Origin of the sequence: Streptomyces sp. DH41 (assembly GCF_029813785.1) — a bacterium.
GTDB lineage: Bacteria > Actinomycetota > Actinomycetes > Streptomycetales > Streptomycetaceae > Streptomyces.
In genome coordinates this window covers 93,131-118,229 of record NZ_JARVKY010000005.1, presented here as the reverse complement: position 1 = coordinate 118,229, position 25,099 = coordinate 93,131, and the positions used below count along the sequence as shown (strand labels likewise).

At 70.8% G+C, this 25,099-nt stretch carries 19 protein-coding genes; 4 read left to right on the top strand and 15 right to left on the bottom strand.

The window, feature by feature from the left end; all coding sequences use genetic code 11:
• Nucleotides 1-51: 51 nt before the first annotated feature.
• From QC283_RS11150 to QC283_RS11135, 4 genes are all read right to left on the bottom strand, one after another.
• A complete protein-coding gene (locus QC283_RS11150) occupies nucleotides 52-1,722 on the bottom strand; it encodes a PucR family transcriptional regulator (protein ID WP_279561265.1) in 1,671 nt (556 codons plus the stop codon).
• A gap of 42 nt (nucleotides 1,723-1,764) precedes the next feature.
• Nucleotides 1,765-3,048, bottom strand: a complete 1,284-nt coding sequence (locus QC283_RS11145; protein ID WP_279561264.1) for an aspartate aminotransferase family protein — start codon at nucleotides 3,046-3,048, stop codon at nucleotides 1,765-1,767.
• On the bottom strand, nucleotides 3,045-3,887 hold the full coding sequence (locus tag QC283_RS11140) for a nitrilase-related carbon-nitrogen hydrolase (RefSeq protein ID WP_279561263.1): 843 nt from the start codon (nucleotides 3,885-3,887) through the stop codon (nucleotides 3,045-3,047). The genes QC283_RS11145 and QC283_RS11140 overlap by 4 nt, the downstream gene beginning before the upstream one ends.
• Nucleotides 3,888-4,079: 192 nt before the next feature.
• Nucleotides 4,080-4,331 carry a helix-turn-helix domain-containing protein gene (locus QC283_RS11135; RefSeq protein WP_279561262.1) on the bottom strand — a complete coding sequence of 84 codons (252 nt, stop codon included), beginning with the start codon at nucleotides 4,329-4,331 and terminating at the stop codon, nucleotides 4,080-4,082.
• A 108-nt stretch (nucleotides 4,332-4,439) separates the two neighbouring features.
• On the opposite strand from QC283_RS11135, the gene map reads away from it, so the two are divergent.
• Nucleotides 4,440-5,216 (top strand): type I methionyl aminopeptidase, encoded by a 777-nt coding sequence (map, locus tag QC283_RS11130; RefSeq protein WP_279561261.1) that lies wholly within the window; start codon nucleotides 4,440-4,442, stop codon nucleotides 5,214-5,216.
• Between the two features lie 131 nt (nucleotides 5,217-5,347).
• Complete coding sequence (locus QC283_RS11125) at nucleotides 5,348-7,876, top strand: ATP-dependent Clp protease ATP-binding subunit (protein WP_279561260.1); 2,529 nt, start codon at nucleotides 5,348-5,350, stop codon at nucleotides 7,874-7,876.
• 7 nt (nucleotides 7,877-7,883) lie between these two features.
• On the opposite strand, the gene ggt is transcribed toward QC283_RS11125, so the two are convergent.
• Nucleotides 7,884-9,686: a gamma-glutamyltransferase gene (ggt, locus tag QC283_RS11120; protein WP_279561259.1), complete on the bottom strand. Its 1,803-nt coding sequence runs from the start codon at nucleotides 9,684-9,686 to the stop codon at nucleotides 7,884-7,886.
• A gap of 119 nt (nucleotides 9,687-9,805) precedes the next feature.
• Here ggt and QC283_RS11115 point away from each other — a divergent pair, with 119 nt between their 5' ends.
• The gene (locus QC283_RS11115; protein WP_279561258.1) at nucleotides 9,806-10,564 is read left to right on the top strand and encodes a hypothetical protein; all 759 of its coding nucleotides are present in this window, start codon (nucleotides 9,806-9,808) and stop codon (nucleotides 10,562-10,564) included.
• A gap of 217 nt (nucleotides 10,565-10,781) precedes the next feature.
• Here QC283_RS11115 and QC283_RS11110 read toward each other — a convergent pair whose 3' ends face one another.
• The 5 genes from QC283_RS11110 to QC283_RS11090 all read right to left on the bottom strand — a co-directional run bounded on the left by QC283_RS11110 (nucleotide 10,782) and on the right by QC283_RS11090 (nucleotide 14,858).
• Complete coding sequence (locus QC283_RS11110) at nucleotides 10,782-11,189, bottom strand: DUF6278 family protein (RefSeq protein ID WP_279561257.1); 408 nt, start codon at nucleotides 11,187-11,189, stop codon at nucleotides 10,782-10,784.
• A gap of 164 nt (nucleotides 11,190-11,353) precedes the next feature.
• Nucleotides 11,354-12,133, bottom strand: a complete 780-nt coding sequence (locus QC283_RS11105; protein WP_279561256.1) for an exodeoxyribonuclease III — start codon at nucleotides 12,131-12,133, stop codon at nucleotides 11,354-11,356.
• A gap of 72 nt (nucleotides 12,134-12,205) precedes the next feature.
• Nucleotides 12,206-12,841, bottom strand: coding sequence for an MBL fold metallo-hydrolase (locus QC283_RS11100; RefSeq protein WP_279561255.1), 636 nt, complete (start codon nucleotides 12,839-12,841; stop codon nucleotides 12,206-12,208).
• A gap of 44 nt (nucleotides 12,842-12,885) precedes the next feature.
• A complete protein-coding gene (gene pcaDC / locus QC283_RS11095) occupies nucleotides 12,886-14,235 on the bottom strand; it encodes a bifunctional 3-oxoadipate enol-lactonase/4-carboxymuconolactone decarboxylase PcaDC (protein ID WP_279561254.1) in 1,350 nt (449 codons plus the stop codon).
• Between the two features lie 29 nt (nucleotides 14,236-14,264).
• Nucleotides 14,265-14,858: a site-specific integrase gene (locus tag QC283_RS11090; protein WP_279561253.1), complete on the bottom strand. Its 594-nt coding sequence runs from the start codon at nucleotides 14,856-14,858 to the stop codon at nucleotides 14,265-14,267.
• A gap of 98 nt (nucleotides 14,859-14,956) precedes the next feature.
• Here QC283_RS11090 and QC283_RS39555 point away from each other — a divergent pair.
• Nucleotides 14,957-16,002 (top strand): IS630 family transposase gene (locus tag QC283_RS39555; RefSeq protein ID WP_443032585.1). Its coding sequence is split into 2 segments (ribosomal slippage): nucleotides 14,957-15,400 and nucleotides 15,403-16,002, totalling 1,044 coding nucleotides; the frame shifts between segments, so codons are not numbered across the junction.
• Nucleotides 16,003-16,210: 208 nt separating this feature from the next.
• Here QC283_RS39555 and QC283_RS11075 read toward each other — a convergent pair.
• The 5 genes from QC283_RS11075 to QC283_RS11055 all read right to left on the bottom strand — a co-directional run bounded on the left by QC283_RS11075 (nucleotide 16,211) and on the right by QC283_RS11055 (nucleotide 25,099).
• Nucleotides 16,211-17,479 (bottom strand): ABC transporter substrate-binding protein, encoded by a 1,269-nt coding sequence (locus QC283_RS11075; protein ID WP_279561251.1) that lies wholly within the window; start codon nucleotides 17,477-17,479, stop codon nucleotides 16,211-16,213.
• 151 nt (nucleotides 17,480-17,630) lie between these two features.
• Nucleotides 17,631-20,108, bottom strand: a complete 2,478-nt coding sequence (locus QC283_RS11070; protein WP_279561250.1) for a glycoside hydrolase family 3 protein — start codon at nucleotides 20,106-20,108, stop codon at nucleotides 17,631-17,633.
• A gap of 490 nt (nucleotides 20,109-20,598) precedes the next feature.
• The gene (locus tag QC283_RS11065) at nucleotides 20,599-23,190 is read right to left on the bottom strand and encodes an alpha-L-rhamnosidase (RefSeq protein ID WP_279561249.1); all 2,592 of its coding nucleotides are present in this window, start codon (nucleotides 23,188-23,190) and stop codon (nucleotides 20,599-20,601) included.
• Between the two features lie 110 nt (nucleotides 23,191-23,300).
• Nucleotides 23,301-24,209 carry a carbohydrate ABC transporter permease gene (locus tag QC283_RS11060; protein WP_189557648.1) on the bottom strand — a complete coding sequence of 303 codons (909 nt, stop codon included), beginning with the start codon at nucleotides 24,207-24,209 and terminating at the stop codon, nucleotides 23,301-23,303.
• Between the two features lie 5 nt (nucleotides 24,210-24,214).
• Nucleotides 24,215-25,099 carry a carbohydrate ABC transporter permease gene (locus QC283_RS11055; protein WP_244789937.1) on the bottom strand — a complete coding sequence of 295 codons (885 nt, stop codon included), beginning with the start codon at nucleotides 25,097-25,099 and terminating at the stop codon, nucleotides 24,215-24,217.

The following is a 25,099-nucleotide window of genomic DNA, read 5'->3' as shown; positions in this document are numbered from 1 at the left end:
CGAATTGAGTGGCACGGTGTCACGTCTGCGGGGGTCGGGCATTGCACGGTGTCACCCCTGTTGCGCGTCGTGGGCGAGGAGCGCGATGTGGACGGAGGCGGCCTGCTCGAAGTCGTCGAGGTCCACACCTAGACGGCCCTGTATGGCTTCCAGGCGGCGGTAGAGGGCGGGGCGGGAGACGTGGTGGAGCCGGGCGGTGCGGGACTTGTTGCGGCCGGTGGCGAGGTAGGTGCGCAGTACGGACAGCAGGTCCTCGTCGGGGCCGCGCAGCAGCCCGTCCAGCTCCCGCTCGGCGAAGGACTGGACGCGGGGGTCGTCGCGCAGCAGTCGGACCAGTCCGCGCAGGTGGATGTCGCGCAGGCGTACCACGGGCGGCGGGTCGAGGGCGGTGGCGGAGTCGGCCACGGCGTCGGCGACGTGCCGGGCCTCGCGCAGGCCGGCGGGTACGTCGTCCCAGGCGGCGCGGGCGTCGGCCGCCGCCACCACGGTGTGCGAGGAATCCGGCTCCGACCGCAGCCGGGCCGCGAAGTGGGCGGTCAGCGCCCTGGCGTCCTGGTCGGGGGCGAGGCTGAGCAGGACGGCGCTGTCGCCGTCGGCGAGTTCCGCGACGATCCCCGGCAGACCCAGCAACCGCAGCACCCGGTCCAGACGGGCGGGTTCCCGGTCGTGGACGACGAGCGGGACGAAGACGCGCCGGTTGACCGGCAGCCCGGCGGCGCGCGCCCGAGGCAGCAGCTGCCGCGCCGGTACGGCACCGCTGACCAGGTCGGTGAGCAGGCTCCGCGCGGACTGCGCCTCCCAGGAGTCCCAGCCGCCTCCGGGGCCCCCACCGGCCCCGGAGCCCCCGTTGTGTGTACCGTCGCCGCCGAGCATGCGGTGCAGGACGAGTGCCTCGGCGGCGCGGTCGGCGAGCAGCCGGCCGGCCGCCCGGTCACCGCGGTAGCCGCACAGCACCAGCCGCCCCCAGCGCTCCCCGCGGCCGCTCAGCTCGGCGCGGATCCAGCCGTCGGCCGTCCCGGCGCCGGCCTGGCGGGCGATGCGCTCCCAGTCCCGGAGCACGTCGTCGACCGCGGGCCGCTCCCCCGCCGTGGCGAGGACGCGGTGGGCGAGGTTGGTGACGACGACCGGGCAGCCGGCGTGCCGGGCCACCTCGTCGAGGATGCGCTGCACCGGGGCGCCCGCGGTGATCAGGCCGGTCAGTTCGGTGCGTACGGCCTCGGAGAGGCTGACGGCGGCGAACTTGCGCCGCAGCAGCCGGGACTGCACCTCCTCGGTCAGTTCGGCGAAGGGGAAGGGCCGGTGCAGGACGACCAGGGGCAGTCCGCACCGCTCGGCCGCCCGGCGCATCACCTCCGGCGGGGCGGGGAAGGCGCGGCCGAGTCCGAGTACGACGGCGGCGGCCTCCGCACGGTGCAGGGAGCGGATGTACTCGCCCTGCTTGTCCTCGTCGCCGGCGAGCAGGACCCCGGTGGTGAGCACCATCTCGCCGCCGCTGAGCATCACGCCGACGTCGGCCGCCTCGGCGACGTGCACCCAGCGCACGGGCCGGTCGAGACGGTGCGCGCCGGCCACCACCTCGGGCTGCCCGGCGAGCACCCGCTCCAGGCCGAGGACCTGGCGGACCGAGAGGGCGGGCTCCCAGGCCTGCTGCTCCGAAGCCTTCGAGGTCCCCGAAGCCCTCGAGGTCTCCGAGGCCTTCGGGCTCTCCGAGGTGGAGGTCATGGCGGCGGTTCCTCCGCTCGTTGCACGGCCCGCGTACGGCTGTCAGACGCTCCGCAGAGCGCGTTCGAGGATCGCGGCGCCCTCCTCGGCCTCCGCGACGGTGAGCGACATCGGCGGGGCGATGCGCAGGACGCTGGTGCTGTGGCCGCCGCCCTTGCCGATGAGCAGCCCGCCCGCGCGGGCCTCCTCCAGCACGGTGGCCGCCACCTCGGGGACTGCCTCGTCGGTGCCGGGCCGGGCCAGCTCGACGCCGATCATCAGCCCGCGTCCGCGCACCTCGCGTACGTGCGGCACCCGGGCGGCGACGGCCCGCAGCCGTTCGATGAGCAGTCCGCCGACGCGCCGGGCGTTGCCCTGGAGGTCGTGCTCCAGCAGGTACGTGAGGTTGGCGAGGCCGGCCGCCATGGTGACCTGGGTGCCACCGAAGGTGGAGATGCTGTTGGCGTCCAGGCAGTTCATGATCTCGGCGCGGGCGATCACGCCGCCGACGGACATGCCGTTGCCGATGCCCTTGGCGAAGGTCACGATGTCCGGCGGGCCGCTGCGCCCGTGGGCCTGCCAGCCCCAGAAGTGCTCGCCGGTGCGGCCCCAGCCGGTCTGCACCTCGTCGGCGATCCACAGGATGCCCCGCTCGTGCAGCACCTCGCGGAACGCGGCGTACAGGCCGTCCGGCCCAGAGGTGAAGCCGCCGACGCCCTGGACGGGTTCGGCGATCAGCGCGGCGGGCGGGCGGGTGTGGCCGAGGAGGTCCTCGAGGTCCGCCACGCAGGCGTCGATGAAGTCCCGGTCGTCCAGGTGCGCGTAGGGGCCCCGGGTGCGCACGCCGCCGTGGACGTAGAGCGTCTGGAGCGGGGAGAGCGAGGTCGGGGACCAGCCGCGGTTGCCGGTGATGCCGACCGAGCTGAAGGAACGGCCGTGGTAGCTGTTGCGCATCGCCAGGATCGTGTTGCTGCGCCGGTGGGCGGTGGCGAGCAGCAGGGCGGTGTCGTTGGCCTCGGTGCCGGAGGTGGTGAAGAAGACGCGGGCGTCCGGGATGGCGGACACCTGGGCGACGCGCTCGGCGAGTTCGACCATCGGCCGGTTGAGGTAGAGGGTCGAGGAGTGGATGATCCGCCCGGCCTGCTCGCTCACCGCCTTGGTCACCTCGGGCAGGGCGTGGGCGGTCATCGTGGTGAGGATGCCGCCGAAGAAGTCGAGGTACGTGTTGCCCGCGGCGTCCCATACCCGGCGGCCCTCGCCGTGGGTGATCTCCAGCGGGTCCTCGTAGTACAGGGCGAGCCAGTCGGGCAGGACGGCGCGGTGCCGGCCGAACAGGTCCCTGGTCATGGCCGCACCAGCCCTTCGTAGGCGTCGGGGCGGCGGTCGCGGTAGAAGGCCCACTGCTGCCGCACCTCGTCGATGAGGTCGAAGTCGAGGTCCCGGACGACGAGTTCCTCCTCGGTGTCGCTGGCCGTCTCGCCGACGAACTGCCCGCGCGGGTCGACGAAGTACGACGTCCCGTAGAAGTCGTTGTCCCCGTACTCCTCCTGCCCGACCCGGTTGATCGCGGCGACGAAGTACTCGTTGGCGACGGCCGCCGCGGGCTGTTCGAGCCGCCACAGGTGGGCGGAGAGGCCGCGGTGGGTTGCGGAGGGGTTGTAGACGAGCTGGGCGCCGCCGAGGCCGAGTTGCCGCCAGCCCTCGGGGAAGTGCCGGTCGTAGCAGATGTAGACGCCGACCTTGCCGACGGCGGTGTCGAAGACGGGCCAGCCGAGGTTGCCGGGACGGAAGTAGAACTTCTCCCAGAAGCCCTTCACCTGCGGGATGTGGTGCTTGCGGTAGGTGCCGAGGACGGTGCCGTCGGCGTCGATCACGGCCGCGGTGTTGTAGTAGAAGCCGGACTGCTCGACCTCGAAGACGGGGACGACGATCACCATGCCGGTCTCGCGGGCGAGGTCCCGCATACGGCGGGTGGTCGGGCCGTCGGGCACGGGCTCGGCCCAGCGGTAGTGCTCGGGGTCCTGGACCTGGCAGAAGTAGGGGGCGTTGAAGACTTCCTGGAAGCCGATGACCCTGGCCCCCTGGCGGGCCGCCTCGCGGGCGTGCTCCTCGTGCTTCGCCACCATGGACTCGGTGTCGCCGGTCCAGGTGGCCTGGACCAGAGCGGCACGTACGACGTTGGCCATGAGCTGCTCCTTCGACACGACGTCAGAGCCTCTACGCCCGTAGAGCAGGCCGTAGAGGGTCGAACGTAAGCCTGCCCGGAGGGGCTTGCCAAGACCATCGTCGCCACGGCGCGGTGTCGATCGGTTTTCGCACTCCTGCGGGTGAGTGGAGTGGCCGGTGGTGCGGCTGGGCCGGACGTCGCCGTCCGGCGCTCACACGCCCGCGAGTGCGCACCACCCCGCCAGCTCGTCCATGGAGAGGCCCAGCGCGCGGGCCAGCGCGGCCACCGTGAAGAACGCCGGGGTGGGCGCCCGGCCGGTCTCGATCTTGCGCAGGGTCTCGGCGGAGATCCCGGCCTCGGCCGCGACCTCCGTCATGCTCCGGTCGCCGCGGGCCACGCGGAGCAGCCGTCCGAGGCGCTCACCGCGTTCACGCTCTTCGGGGGTCAGGGGGGTGCGTACCATGCCGTCATTCTAATACCGGTTTCCCGTACCGGGCCGGTGTGCGGACCAGGAGACCGGTGACGCGGGCCTCGGCGGGAATCCAATTCAAATACCGGTATAGTAATTGGCATGGTGGAACTGAAGACAGACTCATCGATCGACGCCATGCACGCGGCCGGCCAGGTCGTCGCGCGCGCCCTGACCGCCGTACGGCGGGCCGCGGCCGTGGGCGTGTCCCTGCTGGAGCTGGACGCGGTGGCCCGCGAGGTGCTGCGGGAGGCGGGCGCCGGTTCGCCGTTCCTCGGCTACCGGCCCTCCTTCGCGCCGACGCCGTTCCCGGGCGTCATCTGCGCGTCGGTGAACGACGCGATCGTGCACGGCATCCCCGACGGCTACCGGCTGCGCGACGGCGACCTCGTCTCCATCGACTGCGGCGCGACGCTGGACGGCTGGGCCGGCGACTCGGCCATCAGCTTCGTCGTGGGCACCCCGCGCGCCGCGGACGTGACGCTGATCGACGCCGCCGAGCGGGCCCTCGCGGCGGGCATCGACGCGGCCGTCGTCGGCAACCGCGTCGGCGACATCGCGCACGCCATCGGCACGGTGTGCCGGGGAGCCGGCTACGGCATCATGGAGGACTTCGGCGGACACGGCATCGGCCGGCACATGCACGAGGACCCCGGGGTCCCCAACGAGGGCCGGCCGGGACGCGGACTCCCCCTGCGGCACGGCATGGTCATCGCCATCGAGCCCATGCTGATCAGCAGCGGCCGGGACGACTACCACCCCACCCCGGACGGCTGGACCCTGCGCACGAACGACGGCTCCCGGGCGGCGCACGTGGAGCACACGGTGGCGATCACCGAGGCCGGTCCGCGCGTCCTGACCTCGCGGGACGGCCTCTGAGTCGGGCCGGGGCCCGGGGTTCCCGCACATGCCCGCCGGAACAGAACGTGTCATGTTGGGCATGAGCTCACCCCGCCCGGGTTACCCGGCCCCGGCACGTCGATCAGCGAAGCAGCGGAGGACCGGAAACGATGAGCAGCGGCTTCATGGGCCCGGAGGGTGACCCGTTCGCGGAATTCCTGGCACGCTTCTTCGGCGGGCCCAGGCCGAGGCAGATCGACATCGGGCGGCTGCTCAGCCAGCCCGCCCGGGAGCTGGTGCGCGGCGCCGCCCAGTACGCCGCCGAGCACGGCAGCCGGGACCTGGACACCGAGCACCTGCTGCGGGCCGCGCTCTCCACCGAGCCGACCCGTGGCCTGCTCAGCCGGGCCGGTGCCGACCCCGACTCGATGGCGTCGCAGATCGACGAGCGGAGCGGCCCGGTGCAGCACCCGCCCGGTGAGGCGCCGCCTCCGACCTCGCTCTCCCTGACCCCGGCCGTCAAGCGCGCCCTGCTGGACGCGCACGAGCTGGCCCGGTCGACCGGCACCGGGTACATCGGCCCGGAGCACGTGCTCAGCGCCCTGGCCGCCAACCCGGACTCGGCCGCCGGGCACATCCTGAACGCCGCCCGGTTCGCACCCTCGGGTCTGCCGACGGAGGCACCGGACGCCGCGAAGGCCCGCGCGGAGGGGCCGCGGACCACCAACACGCCGACCCTGGACAAGTACGGCCGCGATCTCACCGACCTGGCCCAGCAGGGCCGGATCGACCCGGTGATCGGGCGCGAGGAGGAGATCGAGCAGACCGTGGAGGTGCTCTCCCGCCGCGGCAAGAACAACCCGGTCCTCATCGGCGACGCGGGGGTCGGCAAGACCGCCGTCGTGGAGGGGCTGGCGCAGCGCATCACCGACGGCGACGTGCCCGACGTGCTGGTCGGGCGCCGGGTGGTCGCGCTGGATCTGACCGGCGTGGTCGCCGGCACCCGCTACCGGGGTGACTTCGAGGAGCGGATGAACAACATCGTGGGCGAGATCCGCGCCCACTCCGACCAGCTGATCATCTTCATCGACGAGCTGCACACCGTCGTCGGCGCGGGCGGTGGCGGCGAGGGCGGTTCGATGGACGCCGGGAACATCCTCAAGCCGGCCCTGGCCCGCGGCGAGCTGCACATCGTGGGCGCCACCACGCTGGAGGAGTACCGCCGGATCGAGAAGGACGCGGCCCTCGCCCGCCGCTTCCAGCCGATCCTGGTCCCGGAGCCCACCACCGCGGACGCGATCGAGATCCTGCGCGGCCTGCGCGACCGCTACGAGGCCCACCACCAGGTCCGCTACACCGACGAGGCGCTGGTGGCGGCCGTGGAGATGTCCGACCGCTACCTCACCGACCGCCGGCTGCCGGACAAGGCCATCGACCTGATCGACCAGGCCGGCGCCCGGGTGCGGCTGCGGGCCCGCACCAAGGGCACGGACGTACGGGCCATGGAGCGCGAGGTCGACCAGCTGGTCCGGGACAAGGACCAGGCGGTCGCGGACGAGAGTTACGAGCAGGCCACCCAGCTGCGCGACCGGATCGTTGAGCTGAAGAAGCGGATCACCGAGGCCGACGGCGGTGGCGAGGCCGACGAGGGCCTGAACCTGGTCGTCGGCACCGAGTCCATCGCCGAGGTGGTGTCCCGGCTGACCGGCATCCCGGTCAGCAGCCTCACCCAGGAGGAGAAGGACCGCCTGCTGGGCCTGGAGTCCCACCTGCACGAGCGGGTGGTGGGCCAGGAGGAGGCCGTACGGGTCGTCGCCGACGCCGTACTGCGCTCCCGCGCCGGCCTGGCCAGCCCCGACCGGCCCATCGGCAGCTTCCTCTTCCTCGGTCCGACCGGCGTCGGCAAGACCGAGCTGGCCCGCGCGCTGGCCGAGGCGCTGTTCGGCAGCGAGGAGCGGATGGTGCGGCTCGACATGAGCGAGTACCAGGAACGGCACACGGTCAGCCGCCTGGTCGGCGCCCCGCCCGGCTATGTCGGACACGAGGAGGCCGGTCAGCTCACCGAGGTGGTGCGCCGGCACCCGTACTCGCTGCTCCTGCTGGACGAGGTGGAGAAGGCGCACCCGGACGTCTTCAACATCCTGCTCCAGGTGCTCGACGACGGGCGCCTGACCGACTCGCAGGGCCGGACGGTGGACTTCAGCAACACGGTCGTCGTGATGACCAGCAACCTGGGCTCCGACGTGATCACCCGGCGCGGCGCGGGCATCGGCTTCGGCGCCGGCGGGTCGGAGGCGGACGAGGAGGCCCGGCGCGAGCAGGTGCTGCGCCCGCTGCGCGAGCACTTCCGGCCCGAGTTCCTCAACCGCATCGACGAGATCGTCGTCTTCCGCCAGCTCAGCGGCGAGCAGCTGCGGCAGATCACCAGCCTGCTGCTGGAGCAGACCCGCCGCATGGTGCACGCGCAGGGCATCACGGTCGACTTCACCGACGAGGCCGTGGACTGGCTCGCCGAGCGCGGCTATCAGCCCGAGTACGGCGCGCGTCCGCTGCGCCGCACCATCCAGCGCGAGGTCGACAACGAGCTGTCCCGGCTGCTGCTGGACGGCCGTATCGCGGAGGGCGGCCGGGTGACGGTCGACGTCGAGGACGGGCGGCTGGCGTTCCGGACGCCCGAGCGGCCCGTCCCCGAACTGTGAGTCCTGGCTAGCGCACCGGCCGTACGACCATCGCCGAGCCGCCGCCGCGGCGTTCCTTCTCCGCGGCGGCCAGCCACGTGCCGTTCGGCAGTCGCTGTACTCCGGTCGCCGCGCCGATCTCGGGGTTCTCCTTGAAGGAGTGCCCGAGTGCCTCCAGCTCTTCCCGCACTCCGCTGTCGTGGAGGCCGGGTTCGAGCTCCGTCTGGGTGGTGTTGCGCTGGCTGGCGCGCGGGGCGGCGATCGCGTCGACGAGCGGGAGTCCGCGGTCGATGACGCCGGTGAGCGTCTGGAGCACGGTGGTGATGATGGTGGAGCCGCCGGGTGAGCCGACCGCCACGACCGGCCTGTGGTGCTGGTCCAGGACGATGGTCGGCGCGATCGAGGACCGCGGGCGCTTGCCGGGGCCGGGCAGGTTCGGGTCGTGGACGGCCGGGTTGGCCGGGGCGAAGGAGAAGTCCGTCAGCTCGTTGTTGAGCAGGAAGCCGCGGCCGGGCACGGTGATGCCGCTGCCGCCGGTCTGCTCGATGGTGAGCGTGTAGGCGACGACGTTCCCCCATTTGTCGGCCACCGTCAGGTGCGTGGTGCTCTCGCCCTCGTACGTCGTCGGCGCCGCCGTGCCGCCGCCCGCGCAGGGGGCGGGGTGCCGGGGATCACCGGGCGCGAGGGGGCTGGTGAGCACCGCGTCGTCCTTGATCAGGCACTCGCGCGAGTCGGCGTACCGCTGGGACAGCAGTTCCTTCGTGGGTACGTCCTCGAAGGCCGGGTCGCCGAGCCAGCGCCCGCGGTCGGCGAACGCGATGCGGCTCGCCTCGATGAAGCGGTGCAGGTAGCGGGCCTTGCTCGCCTTGGACAGGTCGGTGCGCTCCAGGATGTTGAGGGCTTCGCCGACCGTGGTGCCTCCGGAGGAGGAGGGCGCGATGGAATAGACGTGCCGTCCGCGGTACGAGGTCCTGGTGGGCGCCTGGAACTCGGCCTCGTAGGCCGCGAGGTCCTTGGCGGACAGGTCGCCGGGGCGGGCGTTCCAGCCGGAGCCCGGGTCGACGGGCGGCTCGTTGACGGTGGCGACGATGTCCTCGCCGAGCTCGCCGTGGTAGATCGCGCCGACGCCCTCGCGGGCCAGCTCCTTGTACGTGCGTGCCAGGTCCGGGTTCTTGAACGTGGAGCCGACGACCGGGAGTTCGCCGCCCGGCAGGAACAGCTCGGCGGTGTCCGGGAAGTAGCGGAACCGCTGCTCGTTGGCGGCGGTCTGGGAGCGGAAGGTGTCGTCGACGGTGAAGCCGTGCCGGGCCAGCCGCTCGGCGGGCTGGAGCACGGAGCCGAGCTTCCGGCTGCCCCACTTGTCGAGAGCGGCCTGCCAGGTGGCGGGCGTGCCCGGGGTGCCGACGGCGAGGCCGCTGCTGACGGCGTCGGCGAAGGCGATCGGCTCGCCGTTCTCCGTGAAGAGGCTCTCGTCGGCGGTCAGCGGCGCGGTCTCACGGCCGTCGATGGTGCGTACCGTGCGGGACTTGGCGTCGTAGTAGACGAAGTAGCCGCCTCCGCCGATGCCGGCCGAGTAGGGCTCCGTGACGCCGAGCGCGGCGGCGGTGGCGACGGCGGCGTCCACGGCGTTGCCGCCCTTGCGCAGGACCTCGATACCGGCGGCCGAGGCGTCCGGGTCGACGCTGGCGACCGCGCCGCCGTAGCCGACGGCGACCGGGGTCTTCGGGGCGGCGGGTCTGCTCTGGGCGGCGGGTGGCGCCGCCGCCCCCACCGACACCACGGCGGCCGAGACCGCCAGGACCGTCAGATTCCGTGCGACAGGGCGACGCATCCGCACCTCCAGGGAAGGGCCGTTCGGGCAGCTTAGTTGATCGTCATGGCCGCGTCAGGAGCATGTTCGCCGCGACCCGTCGAACGCCGGTGCGCCCACGCCCGCTAGCATGCGCGCCCATGACTGACGACGTACGCAACATCGTCCTCGGCGTGGTCGCGGCCGGCATCAGCGCCGCGCTGGGCTGGTTCGTCCGCGCCTACCTCTGGAAGCGGAGACTCCGCCGCAAGCAGGCGTTCTTCGGGCTGCCGGACAGTTCCGAGTCGCTGTTGGTCGTCAACCGGGACCCCGCCGCCTCCGAACCGGCGGTCCACCGCTTCGACGTCTTCGCGCTGCTGGAGCTGTCCGCGCTGATCAAGGACTGCGGCGCGCACGTCCAATTGGTCACGCAGGACATGGTCCATCAGGGCTTCGGCGAGCGCACGGAGTTCTGCGTGGGCGGTCCCGGGTCGAACCGGCGCATGGTGGCCCACATGGCGGCCATGCTCCCCGGGGTGCGGATCAACATCGATCCGGAACCGGGCCCGGACCGCGGCGCCTTCCAGATAGGCGCGGAGCGCTACCGCATGGACGCGGGCGTCACCGAGTACGTCCTGCTGGCCCGGCTGACCGCCGGGGACCGGCGCGAGGCCCGGCCCGCGTTCCTGTTCTGCGGCCAGCGCGCGATCACCAACCAGGCCGCCACCCGCTACCTCGCGCGTCACCACGAGAAGCTGGCCCGCAAGCACGGCAACAACTCCTTCGTGCTGCTGCTGAAGGTGGTCAACTCGCAGGCGTACGGCCCGGACGTCGTCGAGCTCGTCGGGGACGTGACCCGGGCGGCGACGAGCCCCCTGCCGGCACCGGCGCCCGCGCCCCGCAACTCCCACCGGGCCTGAACCCGGTGCGCAGCTGACCTTCTGCTCGCCCGCGGACGCCCCGTCGTGGTGTCCGATCCGCCGCGCGAGCAGTGATCTCCGGCTGCACCCTGCGTATGCCCCTGTGCGGTCGCGTGTGCCCTGACCACTGCAACGTATCGGCACAAGCAGCAGGTATCCCAACGACACGCACCTTTCGGGCATTAGCCCTATTTACGGCGTTCGTGGGGCCGGAGGTTCACGCCTCCGCGACTTCGCCGTACAGCTGCGACAACTCGGGCACGCCGTCCTCCGCCCACGCGTGGCCGGACGCCACCACGTCGAACTCCCGGCCGGAGGCGAGGCGGACGACGGGCTGCCCGTCGGACCGGATGGACCAGGCGGCTCCGGGCACGGTGCGCACGATCACGGTGCCGAGGTACAGACCGGCGTCGTTGCCGAGCCAGGCAAGGATCTCCTCGTCGCTCCGCCAGCGCGGCAGCATCTGGTCGAGCTGCTCCAGCGAGACCTCGGAGTCGTCGAGCCGGACACCCTCCCGGACCGCCTGCGAGCGCAGCAGGTCGCAGTCGGCGAGCAGGTCACCGATGCCCTCGGCGTCGTGAGCCCGGGTGTCCTCGCGCCGCCTGCCCAGGAAGGGGATGTTCATACTGACAGACTGTCATTCATACCGCCATGTGCACCACAGGGCACGCGGGAGCGGCGAGCGAGGAGCCGGAATCAGCGCGGAGGCGAGGGCGAGACGCTCGGGGCGGAGGCGGGAGGCGAGGGCGGGAGCCAGGGGGGCGCCAGATGGGCGGGAGGCGGGGGTGCCTACACGTCCAGGTCCACGACGACCGGCGCGTGGTCCGAGGCGCCCTTGCCCTTGCGCTCCTCGCGGTCGACGTAGGAGTCGGTGACCGCCTTGGCGAAGGGCTCGTTGCCGTACACCAGGTCGATGCGCATGCCGCGGTTCTTGGGGAAGCAGAGCTGACGGTAGTCCCAGTAGGTGTAGGGGTGGTCGTACTTCAGCGGGCGCGGGACCACGTCGGACAGCCCGGCGCCGCGCAGGGAGGCGAGGGCGGCACGCTCGGCGGGGGTGACGTGGGTGGAGCCTTCGAAGGCGGCGGGGTCGTGGACGTCGTCGTCCGTCGGGGCGACGTTGTAGTCGCCCATCACCGCGAACGGGCGGCCGCCGGTCGCGTCACCCTCGACGGCCGCGCGCAGCGCCTCGAACCACTGGAGCTTGTAGGCGTAGTGGGGGTGCTCGACCTCGCGGCCGTTGGGCACGTACACCGACCAGACGCGGACCGGGCCGCAGGTGGCGGAGATCGCGCGGGGCTCCTCGACGCCGTCGTAGCCGGGGTCGCCGGGCAGGCCCTTGACCACGTCGGCGAGGCCGACTCGGGAGAGCACCGCCACGCCGTTCCACCGGCCGGTGGCGTGCACCGCCGCCTCGTAGCCCTTCTCGCGCAGCTCGTCGAAGGGGAACTGCTCCTCGGCGACCTTGGCCTCCTGGAGGCAGAGCACGTCGGTGCCGCTGCTCTCCAGCCAGGCGAGCAGCCTCGGCAGGCGGGCGGTGATCGAGTTCACGTTCCAGGTCGCGATGCGCATGTCCCACAACCTACCCGGCGGCACTGACAACCCGGCCCGGGTCCCCGCCCCGCCGTCCCGCCGGATCGCGCCTCACACCCGAGCGGAGTCCCCTGGGGTCAGGCGCAGGTGCTCCGAGCCGCCCAGCTGTCCGATCTGACGGTCGTAGATCGGGCGGGCGAGGTCGGTGAGCAGGGCGTCGTGGATGTCGTAGGCGCGCTGCGGCTTCACCTCCCGGACGTAGTCGATGACCTCGGAGATCTTGTTCCACGGCGCCATGACGGGGAGCATCAGCGTCTCGACCGGGTGGTCGGGGACGGTGAGGGCGTCGCCGGGGTGGAAGACCTTGCCGCCGTCGACGAGGAAGCCGACGTTGGTGACGCGCGGGATGTCCGGGTGGATCACCGCGTGCAGCTCGCCGTGCACCTGCACGTCGAAGCCGGCGGCTGTGAAGGTGTCGCCGTGGCCGACCGTGTGCACGCGGCCGGGGAAGGCCGCCGAGATCTTCTCCGCGACCGACTTCAGCGTCCAGATCCCGGCGGCCGGGTTGTTCTCCATCGCGGCACGCAGCCGCAGCTCGTCGAAGTGGTCGGGGTGCTCGTGGGTGACGAGGATGGCGTCCGCGCCGAGAGCGGCGTCCTCCTCGCTGAATCCGCCGGGGTCCAGGACGAGCGTCCGCCCGTCCTTTTCGAGGCGGACGCAGGCGTGCGACTTCTTGGTGAGCTTCATGGCTCCATCCTGCCGCCGCACACCGGCCTCCGGCTCGGCGGGACTCACTCCGGCGGCGTGGTCTCCTCACGGATGACCTGCTGCGCCACCCGGAAGGCGCCGTTCGCGGCCGGTACGCCGCAGTAGACGGCCGCCTGGAGCAGCACTTCCTTGATCTCGGCCGGGGTGAGGCCGTTGCGCAGGGCGGCCCGGAGATGGGGCGCGAGTTCGTCCGGATGGCCGCCGGCGACGAGAGCGGTGAGGGTGACGCAGCTGCGGGTGCGCCGGTCCAGGCCCGGCCGGTCCCAGATCTCGCCCCACGCGTACCGGGTGAGGAGCTCCTGGAAGTCCCCCGAGAACTCGTCCGCCTGCGCCAGCGCCTGGTCGACGTGCGCGTCACCGAGCACTTCGCGGCGCACCTTGAGTCCCGCGTCGTACGGGTCGGGCCGCCCGTGAGCCGGTGCCTGCGGTGGTACGGCGGCCGGGGCGATCTCCGCGATGGGCGACGCGGCCTGCGCCGGAGCCAGGGCCGGTTGGACGGGTGCGGTGGAGGCCACGGGGGCCGTGGGAACCGCTGGTGCCATGGCATGGGCGGCCGGGACGGCGATCTGCCCGGTGGACGCGTCGTGGGCGGTCTGCCAGGCGGTGGAGAAGTGCCGCACGAGCAGGTCGGTGACGGCCGCCGGCTGCTCGACCGGGACGAGGTGAGAGGCGCCGGGGACGACGGCGAGACGGGCGTCGGGGATACCGGCGACCAGGGTGCGGGCCTCTGCGGGGCCGGTGACCTGGTCGTCGGAGCCGACGAGGACCAGGGTCGGGACGCCGACACGGCCGAGTTCGCCCCGGACGTCGAACGCGGCGAGCGCCTCGCAGGCGGCGATGTAGCAGCCGGGGTCGGTGGTCCGCACCATCTGCACGGCCCACTCCGTGATGGCGGGCTGGGCGGCGGCGAACCCTCCGGTGAACCACCTCTCCGGCGCGCTGCGGGCGATCGGGTCGAGCCCGTTGGTGCGGACGATCACGCCGCGCTGGCGGAACTCGTCGGCCGTACCGAAGCGCGGCGAGGTGGCGATCAGGGCGAGGGAGGCGAGGCGTTCGGGGTGGCGCAGGGCCAGTTCGACACCGACGGCGCCGCCGAACGCGCAGCCCGCGTAGCCGAAGCGCTGCACGCCGAGTCCGTCCAGCGTCGCCAGCAGACGCGTGGTGAGCTCGGCGACGGAACCCGCCGGGTAGGCGGGAGCGCCCCCGTGCCCGGGCAGGTCGAAGCGGAAGACCCGCCACTGCTGAGCCAGGTCGGGCACCTGCCGGTCCCACATGTGCCATGTGGTGCCGAGAGACGGCCCCAGGATCAGGACTGGTAGGTGTTCTGGCCCGTCAAAGCGGTATTGCAGCGTCTCGGTCTTGCCTTCGGTCACGGGTTCACACCTTCATCTGTCACGATCTTTCACACGCCCCCTGCGAGACCTCCCCATGCCTCCGCCGCTGGAAGCAGGTCCGCCACGTCCGGCTTCACGTACCACTTCTTCGTCGTCTTCACGTTGGTGTGCCCAGCCCACATGGCGAGCAGGTGATCCGGCACCCCGTTGTTGGCCAGGTACGTGAGGCAAGACGCCTGTGCATCGTACAGACGAACCCTGCGAAGGCTGTTTGCGTCCATTATTTTGTAGGCCCGCGTTCTGAGCTGCCGACCGTTCAACGCGCCCCCAAGTTCATCCACGAGCACATACCCGCCGCCCTCGTACCCCTCGCCCGCCGCCAGGCGTTCCACTGCCTGCGTGGCGCAGAAGGTCTTCAGCGCCTCCCGTACGAGGCTCGGGAGCGGCAACACACGCTCCCCCGCCATACTCTTCGTGTCCTTCTCCACCACCGTGCGGTTGCCCATCATGGTCCGGGTGTTGGTGATGCCGAGCGTGGCCGCGTCCAGGTCGATGTCCGACCACCGCAGGCCGCAGACCTCCGCCGGACGGAGCCCCATCACGGACAGCAGCAACGGCGCGAACAGGCGGTCACTCTTCATCGCAGCGACGAAGGCACCCACCTCCGAGGCGTTCCATGGCTGGACAACCTTCTTACTGAGGTTGAACTCGTGGAGTCGTAGGGGCTGACACCTCGACATCCGTGCGGTATCACCGGGGCATGCGGTATCCACAAGGGGGCGGGCTGACCGCCGAACGGCAGCAGTTCCGCGAAGACTTACGGATCAAGGCGGCCGAGAGGTTCGCTCAGGGCGACGCGAGCTCGGTGATCGCCGGGGACTTGCGGGTCAGCGTCCGCTCGGTGCAGCGATGGCGGCGGAAGTGGGACGAGGACGGCCCACGGGCTCTGCGGTCACAGGGGCCGGCATCGCTGCCGAGGCTGAACGAGAGGCAGTTCGCCCAGCTGGAGGCGGAGCTGGCCAAGGGGCCGGCCGCCCATGGCTGGGAGGACCAGCGCTGGACCCTGAGCCGTGTGAAGACGGTGATCGGCCGGCGCTTCCACCTCACCTACACCATCCAGGGCGTGCGCAAGCTGCTGGTGCGCAACGGCTGGTCCTGCCAGGTCCCGGCCCGACGGGCGATGGAGCGGGACGACGAGGCGGTCGCCGGGTGGGTCAAGGAGGTGTGGCCCTGCGCGGAAGACTCGCGGCGGCCCGTGGAGCCTGGCTGATCTTCGAGGACGAAGCCGGATTCTCCATGACGCCGCCGCAGGCCAGGGCCTGGTCACAGCGCGGCCGCACCCCAGTGGTACGAGTCCGCGGCCGATCCCGCAGACGCATCTCCATCGCAGCGTTGACCTGCTACAAGCCCGGCCACCGGCCCCGCCACGACGACGGCAACCGCGACGGACGCAAGAGCTTCTCCTGGCGCGACTACCGGGACCTGCTGATCGCAGCACACCAGCAACTCGGTGGCCCGATCGTGCTCGTCTGGGACAACCTGAACGTCCACAAGGCCGCCGACCTACGGGAATGGGCGGCAACCCGGGACTGGCTCACCATCTATTACCTCCCGCCCTACGCACCCGACCTCAACCCCGTCGAAGGCATCTGGTCGCTCCTGCGACGCGGCTGGCTCTCCAACGTCGCCTTCAGCACCCCCGAACACCTCGTCCAACGCATCCGGCGCGGTCTCCGCCACATCCAGTACCGCAACCACCTCATAGACGGCTGCCTTGCCGAGACGGGACTGACCATCAACCCCTGATCACCGAAGACGACACCACGAGTTCAAGCTCAGTAGCATCTACCGGTGGCGTCCAGCATCTTCTGGGACCAAACTGTCCAAGATCTCACGGGACCTCACACCGTCACATGACATTTCATCGGAAGCCGAACTGGAATGAGCGGAGTCGCGACGAGGTCTGGACGATATCCGCTCACTGGCTCTCAAAGATATACTTTTCATGCCTGCGTCAATTTCGCTTTCGATAAGCCTTTCCGAGAGCGGCCAGGGCCGCTTCGATGTCCGTGGTCCCGGAGAATAGAGCTTCGACCTGGGCAAAGTGTGCCTGCTGCACGGCGGAGTTCGGCCAGCGCTGATCCATGAAGGGAACGGTAGTTCCAGCCTTCTGCCGCTCCGCGACCTCCCTGATCGCGGGGTCGACGGTGAAGGAGGCGTTCGGGATGGCGGGCAGGGTGGCGCCGGAGCGGTTGTACAGGTTCTGTCCGCGATCGGATCCCAGGAAGTCGATGAAAGCGAGGGCCTCCTTGCGGTGTGGAGTGTCGGGGTTGAGGCCATAGGCGGCCGATACCGCACCCGGCATCCGTGTGTCGTCGGGGTCATCTGTGGCGGGCAGTGCGGTCATGTGCAGTGTCAGGCCGGGGGCGGCGGCACGTAGCTCGGACAGTACGCTCGCGACCTGGACGACTCCCACGGCCCGGCCCGTGGCCACCTGGTCGAGTGTCTCCTCGTACGTCGTGTCCAGTGGGTCGGCGTTGAAGCAGCCGCGCTCGTCCATCTCCATGTACTTGTGCAGGGCGGTTCGCCAGCCGGAGTTGGCGAAGGTTTCCTTGCCGAGTTCCATGTTGCTGTCGAAGTCCGGTTCGTCGGCGTAGACGGTTGTCGCGACCAGGGCGTAGGTGATGAGTTGGGTGACCCAGGGGGTGGCGTTGCCCAGGGCGAGGAGGACCTTGCCGTGGTCACGGGCCTTGTCGCAGAGGGTCAGAAGTTCTGTCCAGGTCCGGGGCGGTGCTCCTCCGATGGTGTCCAGTGCTTCCGTGGAGAAGACTGTTCCGATGCCGCTGAAGGTCACGGGTACCGCGAACGTGCTGCCGTTCACGTCAGTGACCGGTTTGACGCCTGTGGGCATCGTGAGGTTGAAGCGGCGAAGGCTCAGGTTCTCCAATAGGCCGTCGTGCTCCAGCGCGGTGACGGAGGCGGGGTTGCCGTTGCCGGGCCAGACGGTGAACACGTCGGGGCCGTCACCCGCGCGGAGCTCGCCCGGGAGTTCCTGCTGGAGGTCGCCGGCGTCGGAGTAGTCGACCGTGACGTGTGTGTCAGAGGTGAGGCGGTGGAACTCGGCGACGACAGCGTCCATCGCGGACTTGTCAGTGGCGCTTGCCCTGACGGACAACTCGACTGGCCCGTCCTGTTCGGTGCCGAACGGGCCGCATCCGGTCGTCGTGGTGGCTGCGAGCGCCAGGCTGATGGCGAGGCCGAGCAGGTGTGAGGTGCGTGTCACGGACGGACTCCGGGCGGGAAGGAGTTGTGTGGTTGGCTGGAGCGAGGCGTGGGGTGTCAGGGCTGGGTCGGCTGGTGGCGGCTCGTGTGACGTTCACTCGACCGCGCAGCGGTCACACGAGCCGCCGACGACTCGGGAGGTCTGACGGTGGTCAGCCGAGCGTGAGGGAACGCTGCGCGGTGATAACGCGGGACGACCGTGCTGTGGCGAAGGTGTAAGCACCCGGGGTGAGCGTCATCGCTCCCGACGACCACACGCTGAGGTCCTGGACCGGGATCGGCAGGCTCAGCCGCTTGGAGCCGGCCGCGGGGAGGGTGACCTTCTGGAACGCGACCAGGTGGCGAGGCTCCGCCGCCGCCGAGGCGGGAAGGGTGGCGTACACCTGGAGGACTTCGGTGCCCTCGCGCCGTCCGGTGTTGGTCACGGTGACCTCGATGATGACCTGCTGGGCGGCCTTGTCGTAGGTGGCTTCCAGGGAGCCGTGCGCGAAGGTCGTGTAGGACAGGCCGTGGCCGAAGGGGAAGCGGGGTTCCTGCTTCTTGGCGTCGTAGAAGCGGTAGCCGACGGCGATTTCCTCGTCGTAGGCGACGGTGCCGTTCGTGCCCGGGTAGGTGGCGGGGGTGGTGCCGGGGCCCTGGGTGGCGTCGGTGGGGAAGGTCACCGGGAGGCGGCCGGCCGGGTCGCTGTCGCCGAAGAGGACGGCGGCGATGGCTGTGCCGGCACCGCGGCCCGCGTACCACGTCTGGATCACGGCCTCCACGTCGTTCAGCCAGGGGGTGGCGACGGGGCCGTCGGTGTTGAGGACGACGATCGTGCGCGGGTTGGCGCCGGCCACGGCCTTGATGAGCTGGTCCTGGTCGCCGGGCAGCGCGTATCCGTCGTGGTCCATGCCCTCGCCGGCGACCCGGTTCACGAAGACGACGGCGGCGTCGGCCGCGCGGACCGCCATCACGGCGGCGGGGATGAGGGACTCAGGTTGCCAGCCGAAGGTCAGGCCGCACGTTCCGGGTTCGGCGGTGGCGTTGTTGTAGGTGATCTCCACGGTGACGGCGCGTCCGGCGGTCAGTTCGGCGGTTCCCTGGAGCGGGTAGTCGTAGGGGCCGAGGAAGAAGCGGGCCATCTGGCGGGTGCCGGAGATGACCGTCCTGCCGTCGATCTTGAGCGTGGTCGTCCCTGAGGGCAGCAGGGAGAAGCGGTGCAGGCCGGTGGTGGTCGGGGTCAGCGTGCCGGTCCACTTGGCCGACCACACCTGTGGCAGGCCCTCGACGGGGGCGGCGGTGAAGTCGACGGTGGTGTCGGTGCGGGTCGCGACCGGTGTGCCGGTGCCGTCGGCACTGGCGTAGTAGCTCGCCGTCAGGCCGGCCGCCCCGGTCGGGGTGCGCAGGACGGTGGAGGGGACCGTGGTGAGGGGGAGGTCGCCCTTGGTTCCCTGGGCGTGTGTGACCTTGACGGAGCTTCCGGCGCGGGCCCGGATCGCGTCGAGCGGGGTGGTCCAGGTCCCGGGGTCGACGTAGGTGGAGCCGGACACGCCGGTGAAGGTGTCGGACCCGGCCGGGCCGATGACGGCGAGCGACTTCACCGTGCTGGTGAGCGGCAGGGCCGCGGTGCGGTTGGCGAGGAGCACCGTGGAGGCGACGGCCGCTTCGTGCGCGAGGTCTTTGTGCGCCTGGGTGCTGACGTTGCCCGACGGGGCGGGGACGGGGTGGTCGAAGAGGCCGTTCGCGAACATGGTGACGAGGATGCGCCGGGCCGCGTCGTCGAGCCGCGCGGCCGGTATCGCTCCGCCGGTGAGGGAACCAGCCGGGATCTGGACACCGCCGGGGCCGAGTCCGGCGAGGTCCATGCCGGCCCGAGCGGCGGCCACCTGGTCGTCTCCGGCCCAGAAGTCGGGCACGGTGTAGCCCTGGAGGCCCATGCCCTTCTTCAGGTCGTCGAACAGGCCGGGGTGCCGTGTCGCGAACGTGCCGTTGATCTTCGGGTACGCCATCATCACCGAGGTGGCGGGGGCGGCGGCGATCACGCGACGGAAGGGCGCCTGGTAGTACTCGTGGAGCGCTCTGTCGGACACCTTGGTGTCGATGAAGAAGCGGTTGACTTCCTGGGTGTAGGCGGCGAAGTGCTTGAGAGTGGCCGCCATGTGCTGGGACTGGATGGCCACGGTGAGGGCGGCGCCCAGCCGTCCGGCGAGTACTGGGTCCTCGCCCATGGCCTCGGCCTGACGGCCGAAGTGCCAGGTGCGGGTCAGGTCGATGGTGGGGCCGAGGGCGTTGTTGTACCCCTTGGCCCGGCCCTCGGTACCGATGGCCTTCCCGATCCGGCCCGCGAGCGTCTCGTCGAAGGTGGCCGCCTGGGCGACCGGCACGGGGAACGCCGTGACTCCCGTCTCGCCGCGCAGCCCTGCAGAGGCGTCGACCATGGTGAGGGCAGGGATGCCGAGGTGGGCCACGGCGGCGAAGTCGCAGCGTACGAGGGCCTCCTTCTCGCCGGCCGTCATGCGGGCGAGCAGTGCGGCGGCCCGGTCCTGCGCCACGGACCGCGGCGCGGCGACCGCACGGTCGGTGACCGCGGGGGCCATGCTCGCGGCCAGGGCCGTGAAGGCTGCGGCGGATAGGAACGTTCGTCGGTTCACAGCGGCTCTCCGGACTGAGGGATGGCGGCAGTACGAAGCGCCGCCGCGGGTTGGGGGGGGAGGTGAGGCCGGCCGAGGGGTCAGGTCACGGCCGGCCCCGGCTCGATGGGGCTCTGGGAGCAGCCGCGTGGTCGCGGAGCTGCGAGGGATCGCATTCCCTTTTTCACTTCTCGGCGGCAGAGTGCTCGCCGCGTCCCACGGTGAGCACTCAGCGCCACGGCCGTATTCAGCCACGAAGTTCTTCCCAGCAGGCTGGAAACTATGGCCTCCTCCGATGCAAGGTCAACCCTCCGGGACCTCGTATTTAAAATAGGCCCTCACCAGCAGGTTTCCTTCCTTGGGATTTTAATGGCGCCCTAAAATTTCAATTGAACGGGCCGATAGAATTCTCCGCCATCGACGCCCTGGATGATCTGAATTCGCTAGACAAATAGCAGCCCGACGCATCGCGTGATGCGTCGGGCTGTCCCTCTTCGCGTATGGGAGACGGTCAGGCCGCCGCTCCGAGTTCTGCGGTGTCCAGGACATGTTCGCCCGGCCCGAGGGCGAGGGGTGGGCAGCCGGGGAGTTCCACTGTGGCCGTACAGCCTTCCGGCACCGTGATGTCGGCCGTCATGCCAGTGGCGGTGAGCTCCCAGGACAGTGCGGCCGTCCCGTAGGGAGTGTCATGGCGGACACGGGCCCAGCTGATGCCGCCGCCCGGACGGGGGCGGAAGGAAAGCCGGCGGTAGCCTGGGGCGGTGGCGCTGATACCGCCGACCACCCGGTGCAGCCAGTCGGCAACGGCTCCGAGCGCGTAGTGGTTGAAGCTGGTCATGCCGCCCGGGTTGAGGGTGCCGTCGGGCCGCAGACTGTCCCAGCGCTCCCAGATCGTGGTCGCTCCCATGGTCACGGTGTAGAGCCAGGAGGGGCACTCGGTCTGCAGCAACAGCTGGTAGGCGACGTCGAGGTGACCGTTGTCGGTGAGGGCGTCGCAGATGAGCGGGGTGCCGACGAAGCCGGTGGAGATGCGCGCGCCGTCGGCGAGCACGATCTCGGCGAGGCGGTCGGCAGCCGGTCGGCGCTGTTGCGGCGTGAGCAGGTCGAAGGCGAGGGCGATCGCGTACGCGGTGGCGCTGTCGCTCGTGAGGCGGGCCGAGGGCAGGACGTACCGTCGCCGGAATGCGTCGGCTACCTCGGCGGCGAGTGCCGCGTACCGTTCGCTGTCCGCGTCGAACCGCAACTCCGCTGCGGCCAGGGCGAGATGTCGCGCGGAGTGGGCGAAGTAGGCGGTGGCGACCAGGTAGCGGTCGGTACGGCCTGCGGCCGGATCGTCCGGTGGGGCGGCCGGGTCGAGCCAGTCCCCCAGCTGGACGCCGGTGTCCCACAGGCGCGTAGGACCGGCGAGGCGTTCGACCAGCTCGACCCACGCTTTGGCCATGGGGTAGTGGCGGCGCAGGAGTTCCAGGTCGCCGTAGCGCTGGAAGAGCGTCCAGGGAGTGAGTGTGGCGACGTCGCCCCATGCGGCACCGGGGTGGATCGGCGTCCACATCGGTTCGCCCGGGATGACGGGGACGTACCAGGGGATCGTGCCGTCCGGGAGCTGTTCGATGCCGACGTCGGTGAGCCAGGAGTCGAGCAGGCCGGCGCAGTCGTAGAGGAAACTCGCCGTCGGGGCGAAGACCTGGATGTCGCCGGTCCAGCCGAGGCGTTCGTCGCGCTGGGGGCAGTCGGTGGGCAGGTCGACGAAGTTGCCGCGCATGCTCCACACGACGTTCTCATGCAGGCGGTTGACTAGCGGGTCGCTGCACTCGAACCATCCGGTGCGGCGCATGTCCGTGTGGTACACGCGGGCGGTCACCTGCCCCGCCGTCAGGTCGCCCGGCCAGCCGGCGATCTCGGCGTAGCGGAATCCGTGCAGGGTGAAACGGGGCTCCCAGGTCAGCGGTCCCGTGCCGGAGAGGATCAGGGTGTCGACGGACGTCGCCTCGCGCAGGGGGCGAGTGGCCAGCTCGCCGTCCTGGAGGACTTCGGCGTGCCGCAGGGTGAGGGTGGTACCGGCCGGTCCGTCGACGGTGACCCGGAGACGGCCGACGAGGTTCTGCCCGAAGTCGAGCAGGTGACGCCCGTCGCCGGTGCGGGTGACGGTGACCGGGGTGACCTCCTCGGTGCAGCGTACGGGCGGTCCGAGAGGAGCGACGAGGGTGCCGGCGTCTCGTGCGCCCGTGCGGACCGGCGTCCAGTCCCCTGTGCCGGCCGCGGACGGTGTGGCCCACGCGGGATCGTGCAGGCGGGCGTCGAAGGTCTCCCCTTCGTACAGGCCGCTGGTGAGGATCGGGCCGGGCGCCGCTTCCCAGGTTCGGTCGGTGGCGACGACCTGCGTGGTGCCGTCGTCGTACTCCACCTCCAGTTGGGCGATGAGGGACTGGTCGGTGCCGTAGATGTTGCGGGTGCCGCCGTCGAAGCCGTACTTGCCGCGGTACCAGCCGTCGCCGAGCCAGGCACCGACGGTGTTGGCGCCCTCGGTGAGGTGGGCGGTGACGTCGTGGGTGCGGTACCGCAGCCGGTGCGGATAGACGGTCCAACCCGGTGCGAGCGCATCGTCGCCGACGCGGTGTCCGTTGATCTCCACCTCGTACAGGCCGTGAGCGGTGACGTAGAGGCGTGCGCGGGCAATGGGCCGGTCGAGACGGAAGTCCTTGCGCACGCGGGCGGGGCGGCGCTCGCCCTCGGGTTCCTCGTCCCAGTCGGCGCCCACGGGTACGGCCTGCCAGTCGGCGGCGTCGAGGAGTCCGGCCTCGACGTCTGCCGGTGTGCTCCACTCCGAGGGGCCTGCGGCGTCGGGGGTCCAGACGCGGACGCGGACGGTGGCGCGTTCCCGGGATGTCAGGGGGTCGCCGGGCCACGGCACGAGGACCTGCTCGGCGCTGTCGACGCGCCCGGTGCGGCGGATGCCGCCACGGCGTTCGAGTTCCAGCTCGTACGACACCTGGCGGCCGGTGCCTGCGGGCAAGGTCCAGGTCAGCCGGGGGGAGGCGACACCGATACCGAGTCCGTCCGGCAGGTGCTCGAAGCTGACCGGGGAGGGCTGAGGGGGGAGCAAGGGGCGACCCTTCTTTCACGTGTGGTCACAGTCGGGAGCGTGACGGGTGGGCGCGGCGAACTCCCCGGAGCCGAGTGCCGGGGAGACGGCAGGCCGGGGCGAGGACCGGGTCAGCCCTTCAACGCTCCCGAGGTGAGGCCCTTCATGACCTTCTGGTTGAGGAAGAGGTAGATCACGAGGGTGCCGAAGACGTTGATGCAGATGGCCGCGAAGAGGGGGCCGTACTGGGTGGCGCCGAAGTCGCCGGTGAAGTTGAGCAGGCCGACCTGGATGGTGCGCAGGTCCTGGTTGTTGGTGAAGGTCAGCGCGATGAGCAGGTCGTTCCAGATGAAGAAGAACTGCACCAGGCCGACGGTGAGCAGGGCGTTGCGCACCAGGGGGAGGCTGATGGTCCAGAAGGCGCGCAGGATGCCGGCGCCGTCGATCGTGGCGGCCTCGAACAGCTCGCGGGGGACGCTGCGGTAGTAGGTGGCCATCATGAAGACGGTCAGGGGCAGGCCCGTGCCGGTGTAGGTGAGGATCAGCGGCCACAGCGTGCCGGACAGGCCGGTCTGGAAGTACACCGTGAACAGGGGCAGCAGGATCATCTGCGGCGGGACCATCATGCCCGCGAGGAAGACCAGCAGAGTGAGGCTGCGGCCCTTCCACACCATGACCTGCAGGGCGAAGCCGGCGGCGGTGCCCAGCAGCAGCATCAGCGCGAGCGCGGGGACGACGGCGAGCAGGCTGTTCTGCACGTAGAGGCCGATGTTGCCGGTCGTCCACGCCTCGGTGTAGTTGCCCCACTCCCAGGTGGTGGGCAGGCTCCAGGTGGAGTTGTTCAGGTAGTCGTCGTTGGACTTCAGCGAGGTGAGGAACATCCAGATCATCGGGTAGACCTCGACGACCAGCAGGAGAGCGACGACGACCTTGACCCACAGGCGGCTTCCCGGACGGCCGCGCCGGGCCCGCGGGGCACGCACGGGCGCCTGCCCGGAGCCGCCTGCGGAGGTCTTCACGGGTGTGTCGATGGTGGCCATGACTCTCAGCCCTCCGTGAGGTCGCGCCGCGAGACGCGGTAGACGACCAGGCTCACCAGCAAGCACACGACGGTCAGCAGCAGAGCGATCGTGCTGCCGTAGCCGTAGTCGCTGTAGGTGAACGACGTCTGGAACATGTACAGGGTCAACGGCGTCGTGCCCGTGCCGGGGCCGCCGTTGGTCAACGCGACGATCGAGTCGAAGACCTTCAGCGTGCCGTTGATGCTGAAGATCAGCGAGGACATCAGGACCGGCAGGGACAGCGGCAGCACGATGTGGCGGACCAGCCTGAGCCCCGTGGCTCCGTCGAGGCGAGCCGATTCCAGGACCTCGTCGGGGATGTCGACGAGGCCGGCGAAGAGGAGTACGGCGTAGAAGCCCATGGAGCGCCAGATGTCCATGGCGATCAGGACCCAGAAAGCGCTGCCGGCGCTGCCGAAGAAGTCGATCGAGTCGATGCCGACGGCGTTGAGAAGGGAGTTGACCGGGCCGGTCTGCGGGGCGACCTGGAAGAACTTCTGGAAGAGCAGGCCGACCGCGACGGTGGGCAGCACGACCGGGAAGAACACCAGGGTGCGGACGAGCGCCGAGGCGCGCTTGAGGAAAAAGACGTAGAGGAGCGCCAGGAGATACCCGGCGGCCACCTGCCCGGCGGTGACGACGACGGCGTACTTCAGGGTGAACCACAGGGCGTCGTGGACGGCCGGGTCGTCCAGGAGGCGGGAGAAGTTGGCGACGCCGTTTCCGGTGAAGCCGTTGATCGTGTTGCCCTTGGTGAAGGAGTACCCGAGCGACCACACCATCGGGACCAGCATGATCAGGGAATAGACGAGGAGGGCGGGACCAAGCAGGAGCGCGATGGCCCTGCGGTCACCGAGTACGCGGTGCAT

Excerpts from the sequence above, each read along its gene's own strand:
- QC283_RS11150 (WP_279561265.1), bottom strand. The coding sequence starts at position 1,722 with ATGACCTCCACCTCGGAGAGCCCGAAGGCCTCGGAGACCTCGAGGGCT.
- QC283_RS11145 (WP_279561264.1), bottom strand. The coding sequence starts at position 3,048 with ATGACCAGGGACCTGTTCGGCCGGCACCGCGCCGTCCTGCCCGACTGG.
- QC283_RS11140 (WP_279561263.1), bottom strand. The coding sequence starts at position 3,887 with ATGGCCAACGTCGTACGTGCCGCTCTGGTCCAGGCCACCTGGACCGGC.
- QC283_RS11135 (WP_279561262.1), bottom strand. The coding sequence starts at position 4,331 with ATGGTACGCACCCCCCTGACCCCCGAAGAGCGTGAACGCGGTGAGCGC.
- map (WP_279561261.1), top strand. The coding sequence starts at position 4,440 with ATGGTGGAACTGAAGACAGACTCATCGATCGACGCCATGCACGCGGCC.
- QC283_RS11125 (WP_279561260.1), top strand. The coding sequence starts at position 5,348 with ATGAGCAGCGGCTTCATGGGCCCGGAGGGTGACCCGTTCGCGGAATTC.
- ggt (WP_279561259.1), bottom strand. The coding sequence starts at position 9,686 with ATGCGTCGCCCTGTCGCACGGAATCTGACGGTCCTGGCGGTCTCGGCC.
- QC283_RS11115 (WP_279561258.1), top strand. The coding sequence starts at position 9,806 with ATGACTGACGACGTACGCAACATCGTCCTCGGCGTGGTCGCGGCCGGC.
- QC283_RS11110 (WP_279561257.1), bottom strand. The coding sequence starts at position 11,189 with ATGAACATCCCCTTCCTGGGCAGGCGGCGCGAGGACACCCGGGCTCAC.
- QC283_RS11105 (WP_279561256.1), bottom strand. The coding sequence starts at position 12,133 with ATGCGCATCGCGACCTGGAACGTGAACTCGATCACCGCCCGCCTGCCG.
- QC283_RS11100 (WP_279561255.1), bottom strand. The coding sequence starts at position 12,841 with ATGAAGCTCACCAAGAAGTCGCACGCCTGCGTCCGCCTCGAAAAGGAC.
- QC283_RS11060 (WP_189557648.1), bottom strand. The coding sequence starts at position 24,209 with ATGGCCACCATCGACACACCCGTGAAGACCTCCGCAGGCGGCTCCGGG.
- QC283_RS11055 (WP_244789937.1), bottom strand. The coding sequence starts at position 25,099 with ATGCACCGCGTACTCGGTGACCGCAGGGCCATCGCGCTCCTGCTTGGT.